Source organism: Gemmata sp., assembly GCF_051859125.1.
Classification (GTDB): domain Bacteria; phylum Planctomycetota; class Planctomycetia; order Gemmatales; family Gemmataceae; genus Gemmata.
Genome location: NZ_JBHYGG010000037.1, coordinates 1 through 20,718, shown reverse-complemented (window position 1 = coordinate 20,718; position 20,718 = coordinate 1). Strand labels below are relative to the sequence as shown.

Below are 20,718 nucleotides of genomic sequence, written 5' to 3'. Positions count from 1 at the left end.
AGGCCGGCCCCGCCCGCGGCTGGGGCCAAGCCCCCGACGCCGGCCGCCCCCGGCGCCAGGCCCCCGGTCGCACCCGGCGCGAAGCCGGCGGTGCCCGCGGCCGGCGGGGCCAAGCCCCCGGTGCCCGCCCCGAAGACCCCGGCCGGCGGCTCGCCCAAGCCCGCGCCGGCCAAGAAGCCGACCAAGTCGCGGCACACGCACATCGACAGCAACACCCGGCAGCTCGGGCAGAAGCTCGTGGACCTCGGGCACCTCGACGAGGCCCAACTGGAGGCCATCTACGAGGACATGCGGACCCTCGACGACCGGCTGTCCGAGCTGGTCGCGCAGCGGAAGCTCGTGTCCGAGGACCAGCTCCTCGCCGCGACCGCCGAGGTGTTCGGCATGCGGGTCGGGAACCTCGAGGACGCCCGGCCCCAGCCCGACGCGGTCAAGCTCGTCACCCAGCAGATGGCCGAGCTGTACAAGGTCGTGCCCCTGTCGCTGGAGAACGACGTCCTCACCGTCGCGCTGGCCGACCCGAACAACCTCCAGGCGCTCGACGACCTGAAGAACCTGCTCGGGATCCGCAACGTCAGCGCCGTGCTCGCCCCGCCCGCCCAGGTCACCGCGCTGCTGGCCCGCGCGTACTCGGGGGGCAAGGAGGAGTCGATCACCAACCTGATCTCCGAGCTGGAGGCGTCCGGCGCGGGGAACGAGAACTACGGCCGCGAGAACTCGATCGACCTCGACGGCGCGATGGAGATGGCCAACTCCGCGCCGGTCCGCAAGCTCATCAACATGGTCCTCCTGATGGCCATCCGGGACCACGCGTCCGACGTCCACTTCGAGCCGTTCGAAGAGGAGTACAAGATGCGGTACCGGTGCGACGGCGTGCTCTACGACATGGTGCCCCCGCCCCGCCACCTGGCCACCGCCATCGCCAGCCGCATCAAGGTCATGGCGAACCTCGACATCGCCGAGCGGCGGCTCCCGCAGGACGGCCGCATCGAGCTGAACGTCGGCGGGAACCCGGTCGACATGCGGGTCAGCGTGCTCCCCACCCTGTTCGGCGAGAGCGTCGTCATCCGGGTGCTCGACCGCACCAACGTCGGCCTGTCCCTCGACCGCATCGGCATGCCCCCGGACATCCTGGGCCAGTTCCGCGCGTGCATCAAGAAGCCCAACGGGATCGTGCTCGTGACCGGCCCGACCGGCTCGGGGAAGACGACCACGCTGTACTCGGCGCTGTCGGAACTCAACGACATCGACACCAAGATCATCACCACCGAGGACCCGGTCGAGTACGAGATCGACGGCATCGTGCAGTGCCCGATCAACCACGAGATCGACGTCACGTTCGCGACCGCCCTGCGGGCCATCCTGCGGCAGGACCCGGACGTGATCCTGGTCGGCGAGATCCGCGACCTGGAGACGGCCCAGATCGCCATCCAGGCGTCGCTCACCGGGCACATGGTGTTCAGCACCCTGCACACCAACGACGCCCCGAGCTCGGTGACCCGGCTCCGCGACATGGGGGTCGAGCCGTTCCTCATCACCGCCACCGTCGAGGCCATCCAGGCCCAGCGGCTCGTCCGCCGGGTGTGCCAGAACTGCCGGGCCGGGTACGACCCGACCCGCGAGCAGATGATGGAGCTGAACCTGACCCCGGACCTCGTCAAGGGGCGGCAGTTCTTCTACGGCGAGGGGTGCGACAAGTGCAACAACCTGGGGTTCAAGGGCCGCACCGGCCTGTACGAGCTCCTCATCATGAACGACGACCTCCGCGACATGGTGAGCACCGGGGTGAGCACCGACGCGATCCGCGCGTACTGCCGCAAGATGGGCACCGCCAGCCTCCGCGACTCGGGCCTCCGGGCGCTGTACGCCGGCACCACAACCCTCGACGAGGTGGTCCGCGAGACGGTCCTCGAGGACGAGGCGTAAGTCGAGTGCGGGGTGCGGAACGCGGGTTCGCGTCTGGTCCGAGCCCGAGCGCCGAGCGAGGGACAGCGTTGCCCCTCGCTCGGCGCTCGGGCTCGGACCGGAAGCCAGGCCCGGCCCACCGCTCGCGGGATGGAATGAAACGCCCTGGTAGACGTTACCCCTGACGGGGCGCGGGGATTCGGCCAGGCGCTCGACGCACACAACGGCTCTGGAGCAGCGATGCCAAACTTCAAGTACGAGGCACTGGACACCTCCGGCAAGGAGGTGAAGGACTCGGTCGAGGCGACCAACGAGGAAGAGGCGTCGGCCAAGATCAAGTCGATGGGCTACTTCGTCACCAAGCTCACCGCCGTGGCCGGCGCCGTCGGCAAGGACGGCAAGAAGAAGAAGAAGAAGGGCGGCGGCAAGAGCCGCAAGACGTTCGCCATGGGCGGCGTCAAGAACAAGCAACTGGTCATGTTCACCCGCCAGTTCTCGACGCTCCAGGACGCCGGGCTGCCCGTGCTCCGGTCCCTGCGGATCCTCGAGAAGCAGATGAAGCCGTCGGTGCTCAAGAACTCGCTCATCGACGTGGTCGAGGACGTCGAGAGCGGCCAGTCGCTGTCCGAGGCGCTGGGCAAGCACCCGAAGGCGTTCAACAAGCTCTACGTCAACATGATCAAGGCCGGCGAGGCCGGCGGCGCGCTCGAGGTCATCCTCCAGCGGCTCGCCGACTTCCTCGAGAAGGCCGCCAGCCTCAAGGCCAAGATCATCGGCGCGATGGTGTACCCGTCGGTCGTCATCTTCGTCGCGGTCTCCATCCTGACGTTCATCATGGTGGCGATCATCCCGAAGTTTAAGAAGATCTTCGACGAGTTCGGGCTCACCCTCCCGTGGGCCACCCAGACCCTCATCCGCATCAGCACCTGGATGAGCGAGTTCTGGTGGACCATCCCGCTGTTCCCGGCCGGGCTCTACCTGTTGATCAAGGCGATCCGGCTCACGCGGGCCGGGAACTACGCCCTCGACCGGGCCACGCTCTGGATACCCGTCATCGGCGACCTGGTCGAAAAGACCATCGTCGCCCGCACCATGCGGACCCTCGGGACCCTCATCAGTTCGGGCGTGCCGATCCTCGAGGCCATCTTCATTGTGAAGGAAACGGCCAACAACGCCGTCTTCGAGCGAATGTTCCTCCGCGTTTTGGAGTCCATCCGCGAGGGCGATACAATCGCCGAGCCCCTCAAAGAGGCTCGCATCGTGGACGACATGGTCGTCAACATGGTCGAGGTCGGCGAGGAGACCGGCGACCTCGACACCATGCTCTACAAGGTCGCCGACTTCTACGACGAGCAGGTCGACACCCTCGTCAAGTCGCTGATCTCGCTCCTCGAGCCGATCATGATCGTGTTCCTCGGGTTCACCATCGGCGGCATCGTGATCTCGCTGTTCCTGCCGCTCATCAAGCTGCTGGAAGGCCTCTCGAAGTAGTGGTGAGTGGGGAGTGGGGAGTGGACAGTGGGCAGTGAAGACAAGACCGTTCAGCAGTAGGCGGTGCAGGAGACGGTTCCGTGGGCTCGATCGTGACTGCCCACTGTCCACTCCCCACCGCCCACTGTCCGACCGACAGGAGCGACGCGATGCCTCTCTCGATGAACACGACGCCCGCGACCCGCCGCCGGGCGGCCTTCACGCTGGTGGAACTGCTGGTGGTGATCGCCATCATCGCCGTGCTCGTGAGCCTCACCCTGGCCGGGGTCCAGCGGGTCCGCGTCCTCGGCCCGCAGACCGAGAACGCCGCCCGCATCCAGCAGATCCACTCAGCGATCGGCAGCTGCAAGAACGACCTCAAGCTCGACTACATCCCGGCCCACCAAGTGAGTGCCGGCGGATTCAAGATCAAGTCCTCCTACTACCTGGGGCCGCCGGTCACGGTGCAGCCCGCGGACCCAGAGCTCGACTTTCTGCTTCGGGCGTTCCCGAGCATGAACGTAAATGCCACGGGCTACACGGGTGGAGATCTCACGCTCGACGCGAACCAGACGCTGTGCTTTTTCCTGACCGGGGGCACGGTCACAAACTTCACAGGGTTCTCAAGCAACCCGGCACAGCCGTTTTCCAAAGTCGGGACGACCCGCAAGGGGCCGTGGCTGGAGCCGAACATGAAGATGTACGACCAGGCCACCGGCCGCATCCTCGACGTGTACGGCATTCCTTATGCCTACTTCGCCGCGGTCGGTGGGAAGCAAGGGGCGTACGCGGGCCAGACGTTCGGCACCCTGACGCCATACACGACCGGCACGCCCGCGCGGTTCATGAACGAGAGCGGGTTCCAGATCGTCTCGGCGGGCCGCGACAAGACGTTCGGCACCGGCGGGGGGCTCCCGGCAAGTCAGGCCGGCGAAGACAACCAGTCCAACTTCAGCAAGTACCTGCTCGGCGGGCGGCTGGACTGACCCCCGGCCCGGCGAGCGGGGGGCGTCAGCCCCCCGAGGCTGGGGGTCGCAATAACCTTGGGGGTTCACCTCCCCTGCTCGCCCCAGACAAAGCGCCCGGCGCACACTCGGAGGCTCTCCGTGACACAGACGAACCGCTCCCGCCGGCTGCCGCGGACCGCGTTCACCCTGGTCGAGTTGCTCGTGGTGATCTCCATCATCGCGCTGCTGCTGAGCCTCAGCACCGCCGCGTACCAGCGGGTGCGCATCACCCAGATGGTCCGCACCTCCGAGGACGTCGTCGTTAAGGTGCAGATGGGCCTCGACAACCAGGTGAAGATCATCGCCGACAAGGTCCGGCAGGAGGCCCTGCCCGCGACGCGGTCGCAAGACTTCACCGACCTGAAGCCGTTCTGCGACAACGACGACGATCGCACCGCCGCGGTGCTCATGTACTGCCGGCTCCGCCAGAACTTCCCGCAGACCGCAGCCGAGGTGTCGGCCGGGAGCTTCACCGTGGGCCCGGTGACGTTCCGTCGCCCGACCGCGTTCAACTCGCTCGCCACAATCACCGACGGGTCGACGGACAAGGTGTCGGCGGCGGTGCTGTTCGCGGCCCTGAGTGGGCAGTCACTGGGCGGCAACACGTTCGCCGCCGACGACGCGCTCTCGGGGGCGCAGCTCGACATCCCGGTCACCGGCGCGACCGGCGGCAACGCCCGCGTGTTCAAGGACGGCTGGGGCAACCCGATTGGGTTCAAGCGGTTCTACCAGTCGGACGAACTCGACGCCCCGCCGTACAGCGACGCGAAGTTGGGGATCGGGGCCAAGGATCATTTCGACCCCCGCTACAAGATTTACAACTGGGGGCCGACCGTGGCGAACAAGACCACGCTTCAAACAACGCTTGGCTTCTCGTCATGGGGCCGCAACACCACCGTGACGGCGTACTCGTGGGGTCTCGACAAGACCGCGAACACCGCCGACGACATCCTGGGCTACCGCCTCCGGTCCATCGGGGCGAAGGGGGGGCCGAAGCAATGACCAGCGCCGCCATCGACCGCCGCGGCACGCGCCGCGGGTTCACGCTCATCGAACTGCTCGTGGTGATGGCCCTCATCGCCGGCCTCGCGGCCATCGCGATGGTCGTCGCGCCGTCGGCCGTCAACAAGGACCGCACCGCGTCCGCCGTGTCGCAGATCCAGGGCGCGCTCCAGATCGCCCGCGCCCGCGCCGTCCGCGACGGCCTGCCCCGCGGCGTCCGGTTCATTTACAACCCCGCCCCGGGCAAGCCGAATCCCAACTTGGTGACTGAGTACCAGTACATCGAGGTGGCGCCGATGTTCGTGCCCAACCCCGGCGGCCCGCTCGGCGTCGCGCCGTACGCGCCGACCACACCGCCCTACGTCGAGTTTACGTACTCACCGACCACCGGAGCGGTCAACAGCCGGACGTGCCGCATCCACAGCCTTGATGGCTCGCACCAAGTCCAGGTCTTCGCCGGCGGCACGCTGTACCTGCCGACCCTCGGGACGTGGCACCGAATCATCTCGGCGACCCCGCCCAGCGCCACGATGACCGTCACGCTCGACACATACCCGGACCAGCAACTCGGGGCGGAGACGCACTGGCGGACGTACCACTTCGGACTCAACGGCGGGCCGCGGACGCTCCTTGGCGAGCCCACGCTTCAACTCCCGCAGGGGACGTGCGTGGACCTTGCTCAGTCGCAACCTCCGGGCGGCGGCGGCCAGGACTACGACATCCTGTTCACCCCGAGCGGGCTGCTTACCGGTGGCTCGACCCAGGGCCTCGGGCAAGTGTTTTTGCTCGTTCGCGATCCGAATAAGGGTAACCCGATTGTCTCGCCATCTCCCAATCCGGCAACCTACAGCAATGCTGGCGAGATGTTAGTGGTGTCGATTAAAGCGAAGACGGGCGGGATCGGTGCGGCCCCAGTCGACTGGAGCGCGGACCCGTTCAGCCTCGCGAAGAAGTCCCTATCGGGACAGTAGTGACCGAGCACCCGGCGCGCGGAGCGCGCCGGCGACCGTGGGCGGGGGCGACTCCTCGCTCGGGGCGGAACGGGCCGGACGCCCCCCTCAACCTCTCCGAGTGTTGAACGCGCCCAGTCAAGCACCTGGAGATGTTAATGCGACGCCGCCCTGGTTTGACGCTGACCGAGGTTCTCGTGACGCTGGCGATCCTGTCCTTCGGAGTTCTGGCGGTCCTGACGCTGTTCCCGCTCGCCGCCTCGCAAATGGCGATCGCGGTGCGGGAGGACCGCAGCGCGCAGGCGGCCAACGCCGCCGACGGCTACCTGCGGGCGTACTGGAAGAGTGAAGTCGTGGACAAGGTGAAGGCCGGGGACACGGTGACCGAGCCGTTCTACGAAGCGCTCACCAACCCGAACGACCTGAATGTGGTGCCGGCGGCCGAACTCAAGCCGCTGATGCTACCGGCGGTGACGCTGCCGTTCCTCCCCGCGGAGGCGAGCTACCCGGTGTTCATCGACCCGATGGGGTTCGCGGCCCGGACCGGCGGCTCGAAGTACTGGGTCGGCGACAACGGCGGGGCCAGTGCCCCGCGCCGCTCGCTCAGCAAGTTGACGACCGCGCAGCAGGCGTTCCGCACGTGCAGCCTGATGGACGGCCTCGGGTACGACGAGAACGGCCACCCGACCCCGGACCGCGAGCTGCGGTACAACTGGATGTGGGTCGTGCAGCGGCCCGACAACCGGGAGCAGTTGAAGGCCGACATGACGGTGCTGGTGTACGACCGGCGGGCCCACATGTACGCCCCCACCGGGTCCGAGGGGTGGTTCACGACGCTCGGCGTCACCGTCGCCGGGAGCACCACGGTGACCCTGTCGTACACGGGCGCGGCCCCGGACGTGCGGCCCGGCACCTGGATTGCTGAGGTCACCCAACTGAGCATCACGCTCCCGCCGACCAAGGTGCGGAACGCGAACTTTTACCAGGTGGTGAGTTCGAAGCCGGGCGCGGCACCGCTGACGCTCGACATCGAGCTGAACCTCCCGCTCAAGGTCGACGCCGCGATCGGCGTGAGCCTCATGAAGTTCGTGGTGCTGCGGGGCGTGTCGGGCGTGTACCCGCGGCCCCAACTGACGGACAACTGACGGACGGTCAGGACACCCGGCCGGCGAGCGGCGACATCTCCGCCACCGCTCCATCGGCCGGACATCAGAGCGGGACGGACCCCGCGACGGTGGAGGCAGAACCATGTCTCGGCGACCCGGACTGACGCTGACCGAGGTGCTCGTGACGCTCGCCATTCTGGCGTTCGGCATCCTCGCCATCCTGACCCTGTTCCCGCTGGCCGCGTCGCAGATGGCCATCGCCGTCCGCGAGGACCGCAGCGCCCAGGCCGCCAACGCCGCCGACGGGTACATCCGGGCGTACTGGAAGTCCGAAGTGGTGGACAAGTTGGCGAACGCGGAGCCTGTAACCGAGCCGTTCTACGCGGCCCTGCTCGACCCGAACGCCGGGGTCACCCCGCCCCACGGGACGTTTGCCCCGGCCGCGGCTGGCGAGCCGAGTTACCCGGTCGTCATCGACCCGATGGGGTTCGCGTCCCGGGGGCCGACCACCGGGAGTTGGATGGGGGACGCCGGGGTCTCCAACACCCCGCGGCGGTCGCTCTCCCGAATCACTTCGGTCGGCGGTACGCAGTACCCGTTCCGAGTATGCAGCCTGATGGATGGCATGGGGTACGACGAGAACGGGCACCCGACGGCCGACCGCGAGCTGCGCTACAACTGGGCGTGGATGATCCAGTGCCCGGACGCGGGGACGCGGACGACCGCGAACCTGAGCGTGATCGTGTACGACAACCGGCCGAACCTGTACGCCCCGACCGGGTCCGAAACAATCCACACCGGGACCGTCACGCCCAGGACCACGCAGGTAATCCTGAGTGGGAGCGTGAACGTGAAACCGGGCGGGTGGATCATGGACGTCACCGACCCGACCGTGAACTCGACCAACAAGATCCGCCACGGAATCCCCTACCAGGTGGTGAGCGTGGTCGACGGCGGGGGCACCACGACCCTGGAACTCCAAACGCCGCTCCAGAAGGCGAACGACCCGAGCTGGACGCCGGCCACGTACAACGCGAAGTTCGTCGTGATGCGGGGGGTAACCGGCGTGTACCCCCGCGCCCCGCTGACCGGGAACTGACGCCGCACCGCGACCCGACGCACACCGCACGCACCGACCGAGGACCGACGCCATGACCGCCTTCCGACCGATCCGCCGCGGCATCACGCTCATCGAAATGATGGTGGCGATGGCGCTGGCGCTGGGGATCATGCTGATCCTCACCGAGTCGTTCAAGATGGCGCTCGACTTCGTCCGCGGGGCGCACTCGACCGGCGAGCTGATGTCGCAGCTCAACAGTTCCGGCATCCTGATGACCCGCGACATGCAGGCCGACCACTTCATTGATGCAAGTGGGAACCCGGCCAAGCTATCCAATCAGCGACTCGATCTGCCCGGCTGGACCCCACCGCCAGGCGGGTTCTTCCGGATCTACGCGCCGGACCCGGGGCCGGACCCGCTCTCTCCGTCCGACGCCCAGGGGTTCAAGATCAACGCGCCGGCGACCAACCACCAGTTGCACTTCACGGTGGTCATGCCGGCGGGGGTCGACACGAGCTTCACGCACAACTCGGGCGGCGGGACGTACAGCAGCCGGGCCGCCGAGGTCGCGTACTTCCTGGCCCCGATGAACAAGAGCACCTCGGTTCTGACCGGGCCGACCGGCGGTCTCCCGCTGTACAACCTCATCCGCCGGCAGCGGCTCGTCGCGGTCACCACCGACGAGGAGACGTCGCTGGCGCCCGTGGCCACTGACAGTGAGGTCATCAGCCGGAAGATGACTCCGTTGAACCCCGCGGCCGCGAACACGATGGCGACGGTGATGCAGGTCGCCAACCGGATGAACCCGCCCGCGCAACTCGCGGGCACGCGGTTCGGCGAGGACATCGTCGTCTCGAACGTGCTGTCGTTCGAGGTACAGGCCGACTGGACGCCGGGCAGCGGCGTGCCGGCCCCGCGGACGTTCGGTGCGGGCAACACGGACGCGCCCTACGACTTCATCCCGATGACGCCGAGTAGCGGGGTGTTCGACACGGGCGTGACCCCGACGCCGCCGATGATGGCCCGCATCAAGTCGATCCAGGTGGTGATCCGGGTGTACGACCCGCGGGTGAAGACGACCCGCCAGAACACCTGGAAGTTCGCGATGTGACCGCGGCGGCCCCGTAGCGGCCGCCACCGCCCCGCACCCGACCGACCCCCGCGCACGCCCGCGCCCGCACCGGAGACCTGACCATGTTGCGGACCCCCAGACGCGACCGCCGCCGCGGCAACATCCTGATCGTCACGCTGTCCCTGCTCGCCCTCATGGCGGTCGTCGGGCTGACGGCCGTGTACTACACGAAGGACCAGGCCGAGCGCGCCCGCATCCAGGGCCAGCCGAAGGGCGGCGGCGAGGGGTTCTCGGCCGACGGCACCGCCCCCGCCACGCACTTCCTCCGCACGCTGGTCTACGACGAGCACGACTACGGCACGGGCCTCCTCAACAGCGCCCGCGGGGTCAGCCTCACCGCCACCATGTACGGCCGCAAGCCCGGCGCGAACATCGCCTGGAACGGCCCCGGCACCTTCGGGGGCTCGTCGGCGTTCGTACCCGACCGGCGGAAGCTCGTGAACCATCGATTGTTCCCGGGGATGACGACGGTCAGTCACCCCGAGTACGACGCCGAGTACGGTATCGCGACGGCGTACCCTGCGACCTATGGCGCGACGCAGTACGCCAAGAACCCGCCGTACACCTACCCGGACATCAAGGACTTCTACCTCGCCTCGCTCTGCCCCGCGACCGGCGAGGTCGTTGTTCCGTCGTTCCACCGCGAGGCTGCGTTCGGCCCACTCGACCCGTCGAACCCGAACTGGACGAGCGGTGCGGGCAAGTATCTGACTCCCCGCCCGCGGCCGCAGGAACACCCGAACTTCCCGCCGGTCCCCCGGAACCAGGACGGCACCGTCACCGGCGACGTGCAGAACCTGCCGGGCGGGTTCTTCATGACGGCGGCGAACCAACCAGCGATCGCTCGTAATGAAAGCATCTGGATCGACACGGGCCTGCCGGCGTTCACGCTGCCCAACGGCAAGCGGGTGAAGCCGCTGATCGCGCCGCTGATCCTCGACCTCGACGGCCGCCTGAACCTGAACGCCCACGGCAACGTGATGGGCGGCGGCACGGCGCACCAGTCGGGCCAGGGCTTCGGCCCGTGGGAGATCAACCTGTCGAAGGTGCTGGGCACCGACGCGGCGACCGTCCTCGCCGCCCGCGGCGTGGTCGCGACCCGCTCGGGCCTGACGAGCCGGGCGTTCTCCCCGCACATGCCCGCCGGCAACGAGCTCCCACGGTCCGCACAGGTCGCGTGGACCGGGTTCACCGGCAACCCAACGCTGACGTTGCCGGCCGGTGCCGCCACGGACCCGACCTACTCCAACGGCTATCTCGGTACCAACGCGGCCGTCCCGAACCACCCGAGCGTTTACAACCCGTACGAGTGGGGTGCCACGGGCGCGACGAAGGCGTTCCCGTTCACCGACACGAAGATCCTGAGCATGCGGTACGCCCCGTACCGGTACGACATCAGCCAACTCTCGTTCGCATCGTCCGCGAACGCCTCGCTGGTGGGCACGGCGGCGCTGCCGAACCCGAACCCGCCGCACCAGACCACGCCGAACCCGTACCGCACCGACGCCTCGCACGCGAACCGCATGCTCACGACGACGGTGTCGAACTCGCTCCAGCGCTCGATGCTGATGCCGGGGTACACCGGCACGACGCCGCTGGCGTCGGACCCGGCCGCGGCGCTCGGCCCGATCGACCTGAACCGCCCGCTGGCCGACTACCGCGGCGCGACCGCCACGGGTGCCCTGACCCCCAGCACCGTGAACGCGGCGAATGCGTCCACGGCTGACAACGACCGGCAGCAGTTCGCGATGGACATCTTCGCTCGGCTCGTGGCGGCGACCATCACCGAAACGACGACCGAAGCCAGCGTGAACCCGACCACCGGGGTGGTCACGCTCGGAACGGCCGCGACGCCCGGTTCGGCCCCGTACACCAAGCTCCGCCAGTTGGCCCAACTTGCGGCGAACATCGTTGACTACATCGACAGCGACGACGTCAGCACGGCGTTCGTGTGGAACCCGCAGATCGCCGGCGACCCCCGCAACCCCACGAACTTCGCGGCCGGCGAGTTGGCGAACCGGGTCGTGTTCGGCGTCGAGAAGCCGCGGCTGGTCATCAACGAGGCGTACTCCGAGGTCTCGAACGACCCCACCGACCCGGGCGTCACCGACGCCACGAACAAGACGCAGACGGCGGACAAGCCCGCGCACGTCCGGTTCTGGGTCGAACTCCAGAACCCGTCGATGCAGCCGTATAGCGCCGCGACCGCCGGCCCGCTCGGGGACGGCTCGGCCAAGGTCAAGTACACGCCCGGGGAACTGGGCATGGTCCCCGCGTTCAACCCGTACCAGTTGGTGATCGTGCGGAACAACAAGGGCGGCACGCCGGTCATCAACGGCCTGCGCGTTCCGACCGACGCGAACTACCAGACCAACGTCACCGGCGACCTCCCGAGCGGCGTGGACCCCGACATCAGGTTCGACTTCTCGCCGGCCTCGACGGCGACCACCCAGTCCATCCAACCGATGAACGGCATGGCGGGCGACGGGATGGTCGTCCTCGCGGCGAACGTCCCGGCGGCCCCCACGCCCCCGCCGGCCGAGTGGTCGGACTTTACCCCGGGCGCCGGCGCGTTCCCGAACAAGATCGACGGCACGGCGATGCCGATGGCCATCGGCGGGAGCACGACGTCGCTGGCGTACCCCATCCCCCTGCCGATGCCGGCGACCATCAACAACGACCTCGGGACCGGCGCGGCGTCGGTCGTCGGGCGGCACGTGCTGCTCCTGCGGCGGCTCGCGAACCCGTACCTCCCCGGCCCGACGCAAACGAACCCGTACATCACGGTCGACGTCCTCGACCACGTGCGGTCGGCCGACCGGGTCATCCTGGCGAACGGCCAGAACCTAAACAACGTCCGCATGGCCCGTGCCGCGGTCGGCGGGGCGGGGTACGAGCCGAAGACCCCGGACACGCTGCTCCCGCACTCGGTCGGCAAGGTCCAGCCCCTCGCGGCGTACTCCGACCCGGCGCAGGCCGACTCGACCACGGCCACGGCCACCACCGCGTACCCGGCGACCACGATGGTGGTGCAACAGAACCCGGCCGCGCCGGCCGACGGCGTCAAGCACACGCTCGGCAGCCAGAACAGCACGCTCGCGAACCCGTTCGACTGGTTCCTCCACCTGGACCGGCCGCTCGTCAACCAGACCGAGTTGCTGCACATCGCGACCGGCCGGGCGCACGACGCGACGTTCAATTTCGTGGGTGCTGGCGGCACGAAGTACGGCGGGGCGGCGCAAACCGTGATGCTCGCGGCCACGGCGACGCCGCCGTACGACCGGCTGTACCGGGCGTTCGACCTGCTCACCGTGCAGCCGTTCGGGCACCAGACAGCCCTCGGCGGCCGCATGGCCGGGCGGATCAACATCAACACGATCCAGGACCAGCGCGTGTGGGACTCCCTGTTCGACGCCCAGAACAATGGCTTCGACCAGACGTTCGTCACGAACCTCTGGAACCAGTTGATGGCGACCCGCACGGTGAACATGGCCACCCGCTACGACGTGGCCGGGAACCCGCACTCGTGCCCGATCCCGGGCTCGACGGTTCACGACGCCGGCACAGCGACGGGCGACCGGCCGTTCCTGCCGTTCGGCGTTGCGACGGTTGCGGCCGGCAGTGGGGTGACGTTCAATGCCGGCGTCGGGATCAACGACACATTGTTCCGTCTCAACACCGCCACGGTGCCGCCGCTGCCGCCGCTGCCGCACCTGCTCGTCCCGCCCGTCACCGGGCACCCGTACCAGCAGGCCGAGGCGCTGCGGAAGATCCTGAACAACACCACGACCGTCAGCCACACGTTCGCGGTGTGGATCACCGTCGGGTACTTCGAGGTCGAGGGGCCGGAAACGCCGACGCCGGTCGGCGGCACGTTCGTGACGCTCGGCAAGGAGTACTACCTCAACGCCCCGGGCGACACGCGGAAGAAGTTCTTCGCGCTCGTGGACCGCTCGAACATCGGGTTCAAGCCCGACGAGTTGACCACAGCCGCTCCGGCGCCCGGCGCTCCGTACACGCAGATAGACCACCCGTTTTTCACGACCGTCGAGGAGAACGCCGCGGCCGGCACGACGATCAAGATCGCAACCAGCGGCACCGGGACCGTGTACTCCGATGGAACGCCTGTAACGCTCACCGCGGGGATGCCGCTGGCCATCGGCGTTGGGGCGAACCGCGAGATCGTCACGATCAACGCGGCCCCACCGGCGGAGGTTGCCGGTGTCACGACCATCACCGTGGCCCCGGCGCTGGCGAAGCCGCACTACGCGGGCGAGAGCGTGTCGAACATCGTGCCGGGGAACCCCGGGGTGCCGACCGACTTCGACCCGACGATCGCGAAGTACAAGGCCGTCGTGCCGCTGTGGGTCAAGCTGCCGTGACGCGGTGACGCGGCGGAGAAGTGCGAGCGGCGGCCCAAGGGCCGCCGCTCGTTGCTTTGGTGGTCTGTCGAGCCACGGGGCGTGCCCCCGTGGGGTGCGCCGAATACCCCGGGGGCCAGCCCCGTGGCGCGAACGACAGGACCACGCGCACACCCCTTGCCGACCTTCTCCCACTTCTCGGTCCTGGCCGACGCGAGGACGGCGTCGAGGACGTGCTGCGTCTCGAGCGCGTCGCGGAACGTCGGGCCCTCCGGGGTGCCGGTCTCCAGCCCCTTGATGAAGTCCGCGACCTGGTGGACGAAGCTCGACTCGTACCCGATCGCCAGCCCCGGCACCCACCAGTTCGCCATGTACGGGTGGTCCGGCGAGTTGTCCGTCACGTGGACGCTCTTCCACCCGCGGATCTTGCTGTCCTCCTTGTAGTCGAACACCTGGAGCCGCTGGAGGTCGTGCAGGTCCCAGGCCAGGCTCATGTTCTCGCCGTTGATCTCGAACGTGTACGCGGCCTTGTGCCCGCGGGCGTACCGGGTGCTCTCGAAGTTCGCCAGCGACCCGTTCTCGTACCGGCCCATGAACGTGCACGCGTCGTCGATGCCGACCTTCTCGACCTTGCCCGTCAGCGTGTGCATCCGCTCCTTCACGAACGTCTCGGTCATCGCGCACACGCTGTCCATGCGGCCGTTCATCCACAGCGAGGTGTCGATGCAGTGGGCCAGCAGGTCGCCGCTCACGCCGCTGCCGGCCGCGGCCACGTCGAGCCGCCACAGCCCCTGTCCGCCCTGCGGGAGGTCGGCCTTGATGGTCCAGTCCTGGAGGAACTTGGCGCGGTAGTGGAACACGCGGCCGAGCCGGCCCTCGTCGATGAGCTTCTTGGCGAGCGACACGGCCGGGATGCGGCGGTAGTTGTACCACACCATGTTCGGCACCTTGGCCCTCTCGACGGCGGCGACCATCTCGCGGCCCTCGGCGGCGTTCATCGCCAGCGGCTTCTCGCACAGGATCGCTTTGCCCGCGGCCGCGGCCGCCAGCGCGATCTCCTTGTGCAGGTTGTTCGGGGTGCAGATGTCGATCACGTCGATGTCCGGCCGCCCGACGAGCTTCTTCCAGTCGGTCTCGGTCGACTCGTACCCCCACTGGTCGGCGAACTTCTTGATCTCGCCGGCGTTCCGGGCGCACGCGGCCTTGAGCACCACCTGGTGCTCGGACGGGAAGAACTGGCCCACCTGCTTGTAGGCGTTCGAGTGGGCGCGGCCCATGAACCCGTACCCGATCATGCCGACGCGCAGCTGCTTCTTGGCCATTGGAGAGTCTCCGGGGGTGAGAGCCCGACGGGGCTTCAGGACGTGCTGGAAACGATAGCGGGGCCGCGCGGCCGCGGCCATCACGTTCCCGGGCGATCGGCGTTCACCGAACATTCTCACACCCGGCCCCGGGGGCGGCGTAAGGTATCGGTAGCCCGCACGAGCCGGACCCCATGCGCACGCCCCCGATCCCACGCACCGCCGCACTCGTCGTCGCGCTCGCACTGTGCGGGCCGGTGGCCGCCGCGCCGCCGAACGAGATGTGCCCGGTGATGCCGGCCGAGCGGGCGGTCCCCGAGTTCGCGGCCGGGCACCAGGGCCGCACGGTCCACTTCTGCTGCGCCGGGTGCGTGGCGAAGTTCCGGGCCAACCCCGCCCCGTACCTCGCGAACCTCCCCTCGGTCCCGGCCAGCGAAGCCCCCGCCTCGAAGCCCGCGGCGGCGCCCGACGGGCAGGACCGCGTGCTCGAGGCGTTCCTGGTCGCGGCGGAGTTCTGCGACCGGCACCGGCCGGTGATCCTCGGCGTGGTCGCGGCCGGTCTCGCCGTCGCCGTCGCGGGCCGCGCGAACCGGCGGCTCGTGCGCAGGGGCTCGACGAGTCGCTGGACCCGCGTGCTGGCTCCGGTCACGCACCCGAGCGCGTTCCTGGTGATCCTGCTCGCGGGCGCGTGCGGCATATTATGGCACGAGATGACGCTGGCCCGCGTGGAGGTCGCGATGGCCCGCAAGGCGAGCGAGCAGCAACAGGCCGCCACGCACCGGGCGCAACTGACCGACGGCGCGAAGCTGCTCCAGTGGGCGTGGCCGCAGGGGTTCCACGAGCTCCCGAGGGGCGTCCGCAACACCTACTACCGCGGCAACGACGAGCGGTCCGAGAACCTGTTCAACGGCGGGAACTACCGCACCGCCACGTTCCGGGTCGCACTCAAGCGTGCCGACGGGCCCGACGCCGAGCCCGGCGAGCAGGTCGGCGGCGCGGCGCTCAGGGTCCGGTTCGACGTCACGCGCGCGCCGAACACCGCCGCGAACTTCTTCCAGGCCGACCAGATGGCCGGCGTGTTCCTCGCCCCGCTGGAGGCCCGCGAGAAGGAGGAGGTCCACCTGCTCAAGCCGACCGAGGCCGGGCAGAAGTGGGCGGCCGAGGTGCCGCTCGGGCCGGTCGAGGGGACGGGGTACCAGCGGGTCAGCGGCGTGTGGGGCGTGTGCGTCGGCGAGCCGAAGCGCGGCGCCGGCGGGGCGATGATCCACTACTACGTTCAGGCCGTGCTACACGTCCAGGACGGCGTGCTGCTGCCGGAGTCGGCGGTGTGGATGGTGGCGGTGTACCCGAGCCCGATCCTGCACGGCCCGCGGGCCGACGGGGAGTGGTTCAGCGACCGGCCGATCCCCGAGATCCCCGACGGGAAGAACGCGACCGACCCGAAGCTCCTGGGGCTGCCGGAAAAGAAGTGAACGGTCCGAAACGGAACGTGCGCGCCACGGCCGGGCCCGCCCGGCCCCGGGGCAGAGCGGAGCGGGCACGGCCCCCGCTCACTCGCTCTTGACGGAGCCGAGCGGGGCGGGGGTGGTGACGAGCGCGTCGCGGTCGATGTTCTTCTTCTTGATCTTCGTGTGCAGCGTGTCGCGGCTCATGCCCAGGAGCTTGGCCGCGTGGCTCACGTTCCCGCCGGTCTGCCGCAGCGCCTTGCGGATCGCCCACGTCTCGATCTCGTCCATGTCCAGGCTCCCCGGCACGTCCGCCGCGGCCTTCGCCGGGGCCGCCGGCAGCGCCGCCATCTCGCTCGCCCCGGTCAGCGGGAGCGCCTCGCCGTCGATCACGTCCGACTCGCTCATCACCGCCGCGCTCTCGATCGCCGCCCGCAACTGCCGCACGTTCCCCGGCCACCCGAACGCCTGGAGCTTCCGCATCGCGGTCGCCGTGAGGCGGAAGTTCCGCCGGCACTCGGCCGACACCCGCGACAGGAAGTACCCGGCCAGTTCGGGGATGTCCTCGGGGTGCTCGCGGAGCGGGGGCACGCGGATCGGGATCACCCGCAGGCGGAACAGCAGGTCCTGGCGGAACCGCCCGGCCTTCGCCTCCTTTTCCAGGTCGCGGTGCGTCGCGGCGACGATGCGGACGTCCACCTTCACGTCGCTCGTCGCCCCGACCGGGCGGAACGCCTTGCCCTCGATGACCCGCAGGAGCCGGGCCTGGCAGTCGAGCGACAGCTCGCCGATCTCGTCGAGGAACAGGGTCCCGTCGTCGGCCTGCTGGAACAGGCCGGGGTGGTCCCGGTCGGCCCCGGTGAACGCGCCCTTCTTGTACCCGAACAGCTCGGCCTCGAGCAGCGACGGGGCGATCGCGGCGCAGTTGACGACGACCAGCGGCCCGTCGGCCCGGCGGCTGTTGCGGTGCAGCGCCAGCGCGACCAGCTCCTTGCCGCTGCCGCTCTCGCCGTGGACGAGCACGGTGAACGGCTGCGGGGCCGCCTTGAGGATCTGCTGCCGCAGGTTCATGATCGGGGTGCTGCCGCCGAGGATGTCGTCGGCCGCCGGGGTGTGGATCCGGAGCCGGTAGTTCTCGGCCTCCAGGGTGCGGCGGTTCCGGTGGATCTCCAGCCCCGGGGCGAGGAACCCGGCGACCGCCTCGGTGAACTTCACGTCCCGCTCGGTGAACGCCGGGGTCGAGCGGTACACGTGGAGCGCGGCGAACGCCGCCCCGGACGCCTTGAGCGGGATGCAGATGGCGTCGGAGAACTGGGCCAGCGAGTCGGTCGGCGGGTGCGACGCGGTCAGCTCCGGGAACAGCCACACCATCTTGCCGTGCTTCTGGACCTGGGCGGTGAGCCGGCGGCTCAGGGCGCTGTCCATCGGCGACGCCTCGGGGACGACGACCCGCGGGGCCGGGTCCTCGGGGTCGAGCCCCAGGTAGCCGACCAGCTTGGCCGTGGTCTGGTGCAGGATGGCGCGGAGCGCGAGGGTGATGAGGTCGTGCGGGGTCCGGGTCTCGACGGCCTGCGTCATGAACTTGCACAGGGCCGTCAGCTCGTCCATCCGCAGGTGGTTGGTGGCCGGCTCGTGGGCCGGCTCGCCGTGCGGGACGCGCGCCCCGGGCACCTCGTGGACCTTCGTGCCGGCGTGGACGCTCTCGTTCGGGTACCGGGACCGGGACAGCAGCGAGCCCGGGACGGTCCCGGACATCGTCGCCGGGGCGGCCGGGGCCGCGGGCTGCGTCACCGCCGGGGGCGGGGCCGCCGCGCCGGACTTCAGGTCGGTGACGAACCGCAGGACCACCTCGCCGATCTTGATCTTCTTCCCGTCGGTCAACTCGACCGCGCCGTTCACCCGGCTCCCGTCCACCCGGGTGCCGTTGAGGCCGAAGTCGCGGAGGTGCCAGCGGCCGTCCTCGAAGTAGATCTTCGCGTGCAGCCGCGACGCCAGCTCGTCCTTGAGGACGATCGTGTTGTCGCGGCCGCGGCCGAGGGTGACCGGCTGCTCGGGAGAGAAGTCGAGCGTCGTGGGGACGGTCTCGCCCGCTTCGAGGTTGACGCGTGCGTGCATGGTCGGCCGGGTCTCCTGACGCGCCCGCCATCGGGAGGAATGGCGGGTGGCGGCAATGGCTCGTGACGATCGACCGACCGGGCCGGCCGCGGAGCGGGCAGCGGGGCGCTCCGCACAGCCGGGGCCGGGGCCGGTCGCCCTCACCGCGTGCAACAATCGACTAATCGTACTCTGCGGAAAACTTTAGCACGCGATTCCGCCCGGGGAAACCTTTACCCGGCGGGCGGGGCCACCGGGCGGGGTCACAGGGCGGACCCCGGGCGCCCGCGCCCCCCCCCACGCGCGCCCGGGGTTCGCCACCGACGCGCCCGGTTGCTACACCAACGAGAGACGCCGGCGGGCGCCCCCCGCCACCCCCAGGGCACCGACATGCAATCGCGAATCGAAGGAACTGCTTACGTTCTCGGCGACAACATCGACACCGACCAGATCATCCCGGCCCAGTACCTCACGTACAACCCGTCGATTCCGGCCGAGTTCAAGATGTTCGGCAAGTTCGCGCTGTGCGGCGTCCCGGACGACCAGGCCGGGCTCCCGAAGGGCCACGTCCCGTTCCACCCGCCGGGGGCCGACGAGTACGTGTCGCCGTACACGATTATCATCGGGGGCAAGAACTTCGGGTGCGGGTCGAGCCGCGAGCACGCCCCGATCGCCCTCGCCGCCGCCGGCGTCGTTGCGGTCGTGGCCGAATTCTACGCCCGGATCTTCTACCGCAACGCGGTGAACGGCGGCTACGTCGTGCCGATCGAGTCGAAGACGCGGCTGATCGACACCGTCTGCACCGGCGACAAGCTGGTGATCGACCTGGAGGCGAAGACGCTGACGAACGTGACGAGCGGCGAGGTGACCGAGTTGCTGCCGCTCGGCGAGGTCGGCCCGATCATCGAGGCCGGCGGCCTGTTCGCCTACGCTCAGAAGGTGGGGATGCTGGCGAAGTAGTTTCGAGTTTAACGTTTCACGTTGGAATGCTCCGGGAGTTGTACCCGGAGCACAGCACGCCTGCAAAGGGCTGGAAGAGGATCAGTACACCCGTCCCACTTCGAGAAGCTGCGTTCCGAACGCGGTTTCAAGATCTGATGCGAATCGCTCACTCACCCGCACCCCGAAGCCGTTGTCGTCAATTAAAGGTAGATCCTTCCCACAGTCGAGCATCACCCCTGCTCGCCATACACCGGTGAACCCAGCCGGCAGCTTCCCCCGTGCCTCGATTCGTGTTTCTGGCGGGAGCGTCGTCTCGTCTGCAGGGTAAGAGTCGTCGAACTCCCAGAGGTGAGAGCCTTCGGGGTACGGAGCCTCCTCACGACCACCGCGAGTGGGCGGGCGGACCACCCGGACGGAGAGCGAATCGAAGCACGGGCCGACCCGAAAGTCTGTGCCAACAATCACGCTGAGCTGCTGGAAGTATCGGTCGCCATCCTCCTGCGGGCCATAGTACGACGGCCCCAGCACGTCAGCGATCGCTTGCCCTCCGTCAACATGCGGATAGCGAACGAGAAGGTTGGCCGGCGGAGCTTTGATCGTAGCCAGTCGTCCGCGGAGTTTCCGCGCACGGCCCCCGTCCAAACCGAGTAACTCTGGTTCTCCGCTTACCAAGCCCCAGCGGTCCAAGACGGCATGAACCCGCCGAGCGGCCTCGGCGCCACGGACCCAACTCAGGTCGCGGACCAGCAAGTAGTGTGCGTACTCGACTCCCATAACTTGCCCCCACCTCTCCTGCCACTCCGGTCACGCGGTTGAGACGAGGTTGTGCTCTGTTAAATCGTTCGCCTCACGCGGGCCGCCACGGAGGGCGGCCCCTACAAACTAAACGCGAACCTTCTGGTAGGGGCCGCCCTCCGTGGCGGCCCGCCAGCCACTTCCTGCG

At 68.9% G+C, this 20,718-nt stretch carries 12 protein-coding genes and 1 pseudogene; 11 read left to right on the top strand and 2 right to left on the bottom strand.

Annotated features, from left to right (window positions below):
* Positions 1-201: 201 nt before the first annotated feature.
* The 9 genes from ACTIGN_RS05275 to ACTIGN_RS05235 all read left to right on the top strand — a co-directional run bounded on the left by ACTIGN_RS05275 (position 202) and on the right by ACTIGN_RS05235 (position 14,014).
* Positions 202-1,926, top strand: coding sequence for a GspE/PulE family protein (locus ACTIGN_RS05275; protein ID WP_439621758.1), 1,725 nt, complete (start codon positions 202-204; stop codon positions 1,924-1,926).
* A 219-nt stretch (positions 1,927-2,145) separates the two neighbouring features.
* A complete protein-coding gene (locus ACTIGN_RS05270; RefSeq protein WP_439621757.1) occupies positions 2,146-3,396 on the top strand; it encodes a type II secretion system F family protein in 1,251 nt (416 codons plus the stop codon).
* 149 nt (positions 3,397-3,545) lie between these two features.
* Complete coding sequence (locus ACTIGN_RS05265) at positions 3,546-4,361, top strand: type II secretion system protein (protein WP_439621756.1); 816 nt, start codon at positions 3,546-3,548, stop codon at positions 4,359-4,361.
* A gap of 120 nt (positions 4,362-4,481) precedes the next feature.
* Positions 4,482-5,384, top strand: a complete 903-nt coding sequence (locus ACTIGN_RS05260) for a type II secretion system protein (protein WP_439621755.1) — start codon at positions 4,482-4,484, stop codon at positions 5,382-5,384.
* Positions 5,381-6,355 carry a pilus assembly FimT family protein gene (locus ACTIGN_RS05255; protein ID WP_439621754.1) on the top strand — a complete coding sequence of 325 codons (975 nt, stop codon included), beginning with the start codon at positions 5,381-5,383 and terminating at the stop codon, positions 6,353-6,355. Before ACTIGN_RS05260 ends, ACTIGN_RS05255 begins: the two co-directional genes overlap by 4 nt.
* Before the next feature lie 137 nt (positions 6,356-6,492).
* Entirely contained in the window at positions 6,493-7,479 is a 987-nt protein-coding gene (locus tag ACTIGN_RS05250; RefSeq protein WP_439621753.1) for a type IV pilus modification PilV family protein, read from the top strand.
* 103 nt (positions 7,480-7,582) lie between these two features.
* Complete coding sequence (locus ACTIGN_RS05245) at positions 7,583-8,539, top strand: type IV pilus modification PilV family protein (protein ID WP_439621752.1); 957 nt, start codon at positions 7,583-7,585, stop codon at positions 8,537-8,539.
* 52 nt (positions 8,540-8,591) lie between these two features.
* Complete coding sequence (locus tag ACTIGN_RS05240) at positions 8,592-9,611, top strand: PulJ/GspJ family protein (RefSeq protein ID WP_439621751.1); 1,020 nt, start codon at positions 8,592-8,594, stop codon at positions 9,609-9,611.
* An 83-nt stretch (positions 9,612-9,694) separates the two neighbouring features.
* A complete protein-coding gene (locus ACTIGN_RS05235) occupies positions 9,695-14,014 on the top strand; it encodes a hypothetical protein (protein ID WP_439621750.1) in 4,320 nt (1,439 codons plus the stop codon).
* A gap of 158 nt (positions 14,015-14,172) precedes the next feature.
* Here the strand turns inward: ACTIGN_RS05235 and ACTIGN_RS05230 are convergent.
* Positions 14,173-15,315: pseudogene (locus tag ACTIGN_RS05230) on the bottom strand (Gfo/Idh/MocA family protein); the annotation flags it as partial.
* A 173-nt stretch (positions 15,316-15,488) separates the two neighbouring features.
* On the opposite strand from ACTIGN_RS05230, the gene ACTIGN_RS05225 reads away from it, so the two are divergent.
* Positions 15,489-16,766: a hypothetical protein gene (locus ACTIGN_RS05225; protein ID WP_439621749.1), complete on the top strand. Its 1,278-nt coding sequence runs from the start codon at positions 15,489-15,491 to the stop codon at positions 16,764-16,766.
* Positions 16,767-16,844: 78 nt separating this feature from the next.
* On the opposite strand, the gene ACTIGN_RS05220 is transcribed toward ACTIGN_RS05225, so the two are convergent.
* Positions 16,845-18,854 (bottom strand): sigma 54-interacting transcriptional regulator, encoded by a 2,010-nt coding sequence (locus tag ACTIGN_RS05220; RefSeq protein ID WP_439621748.1) that lies wholly within the window; start codon positions 18,852-18,854, stop codon positions 16,845-16,847.
* Positions 18,855-19,223: 369 nt separating this feature from the next.
* Between ACTIGN_RS05220 and ACTIGN_RS05215 the strand changes: the two genes are divergently transcribed.
* Complete coding sequence (locus ACTIGN_RS05215) at positions 19,224-19,793, top strand: 3-isopropylmalate dehydratase (RefSeq protein ID WP_439621747.1); 570 nt, start codon at positions 19,224-19,226, stop codon at positions 19,791-19,793.
* Positions 19,794-20,718 lie beyond the last annotated feature (925 nt).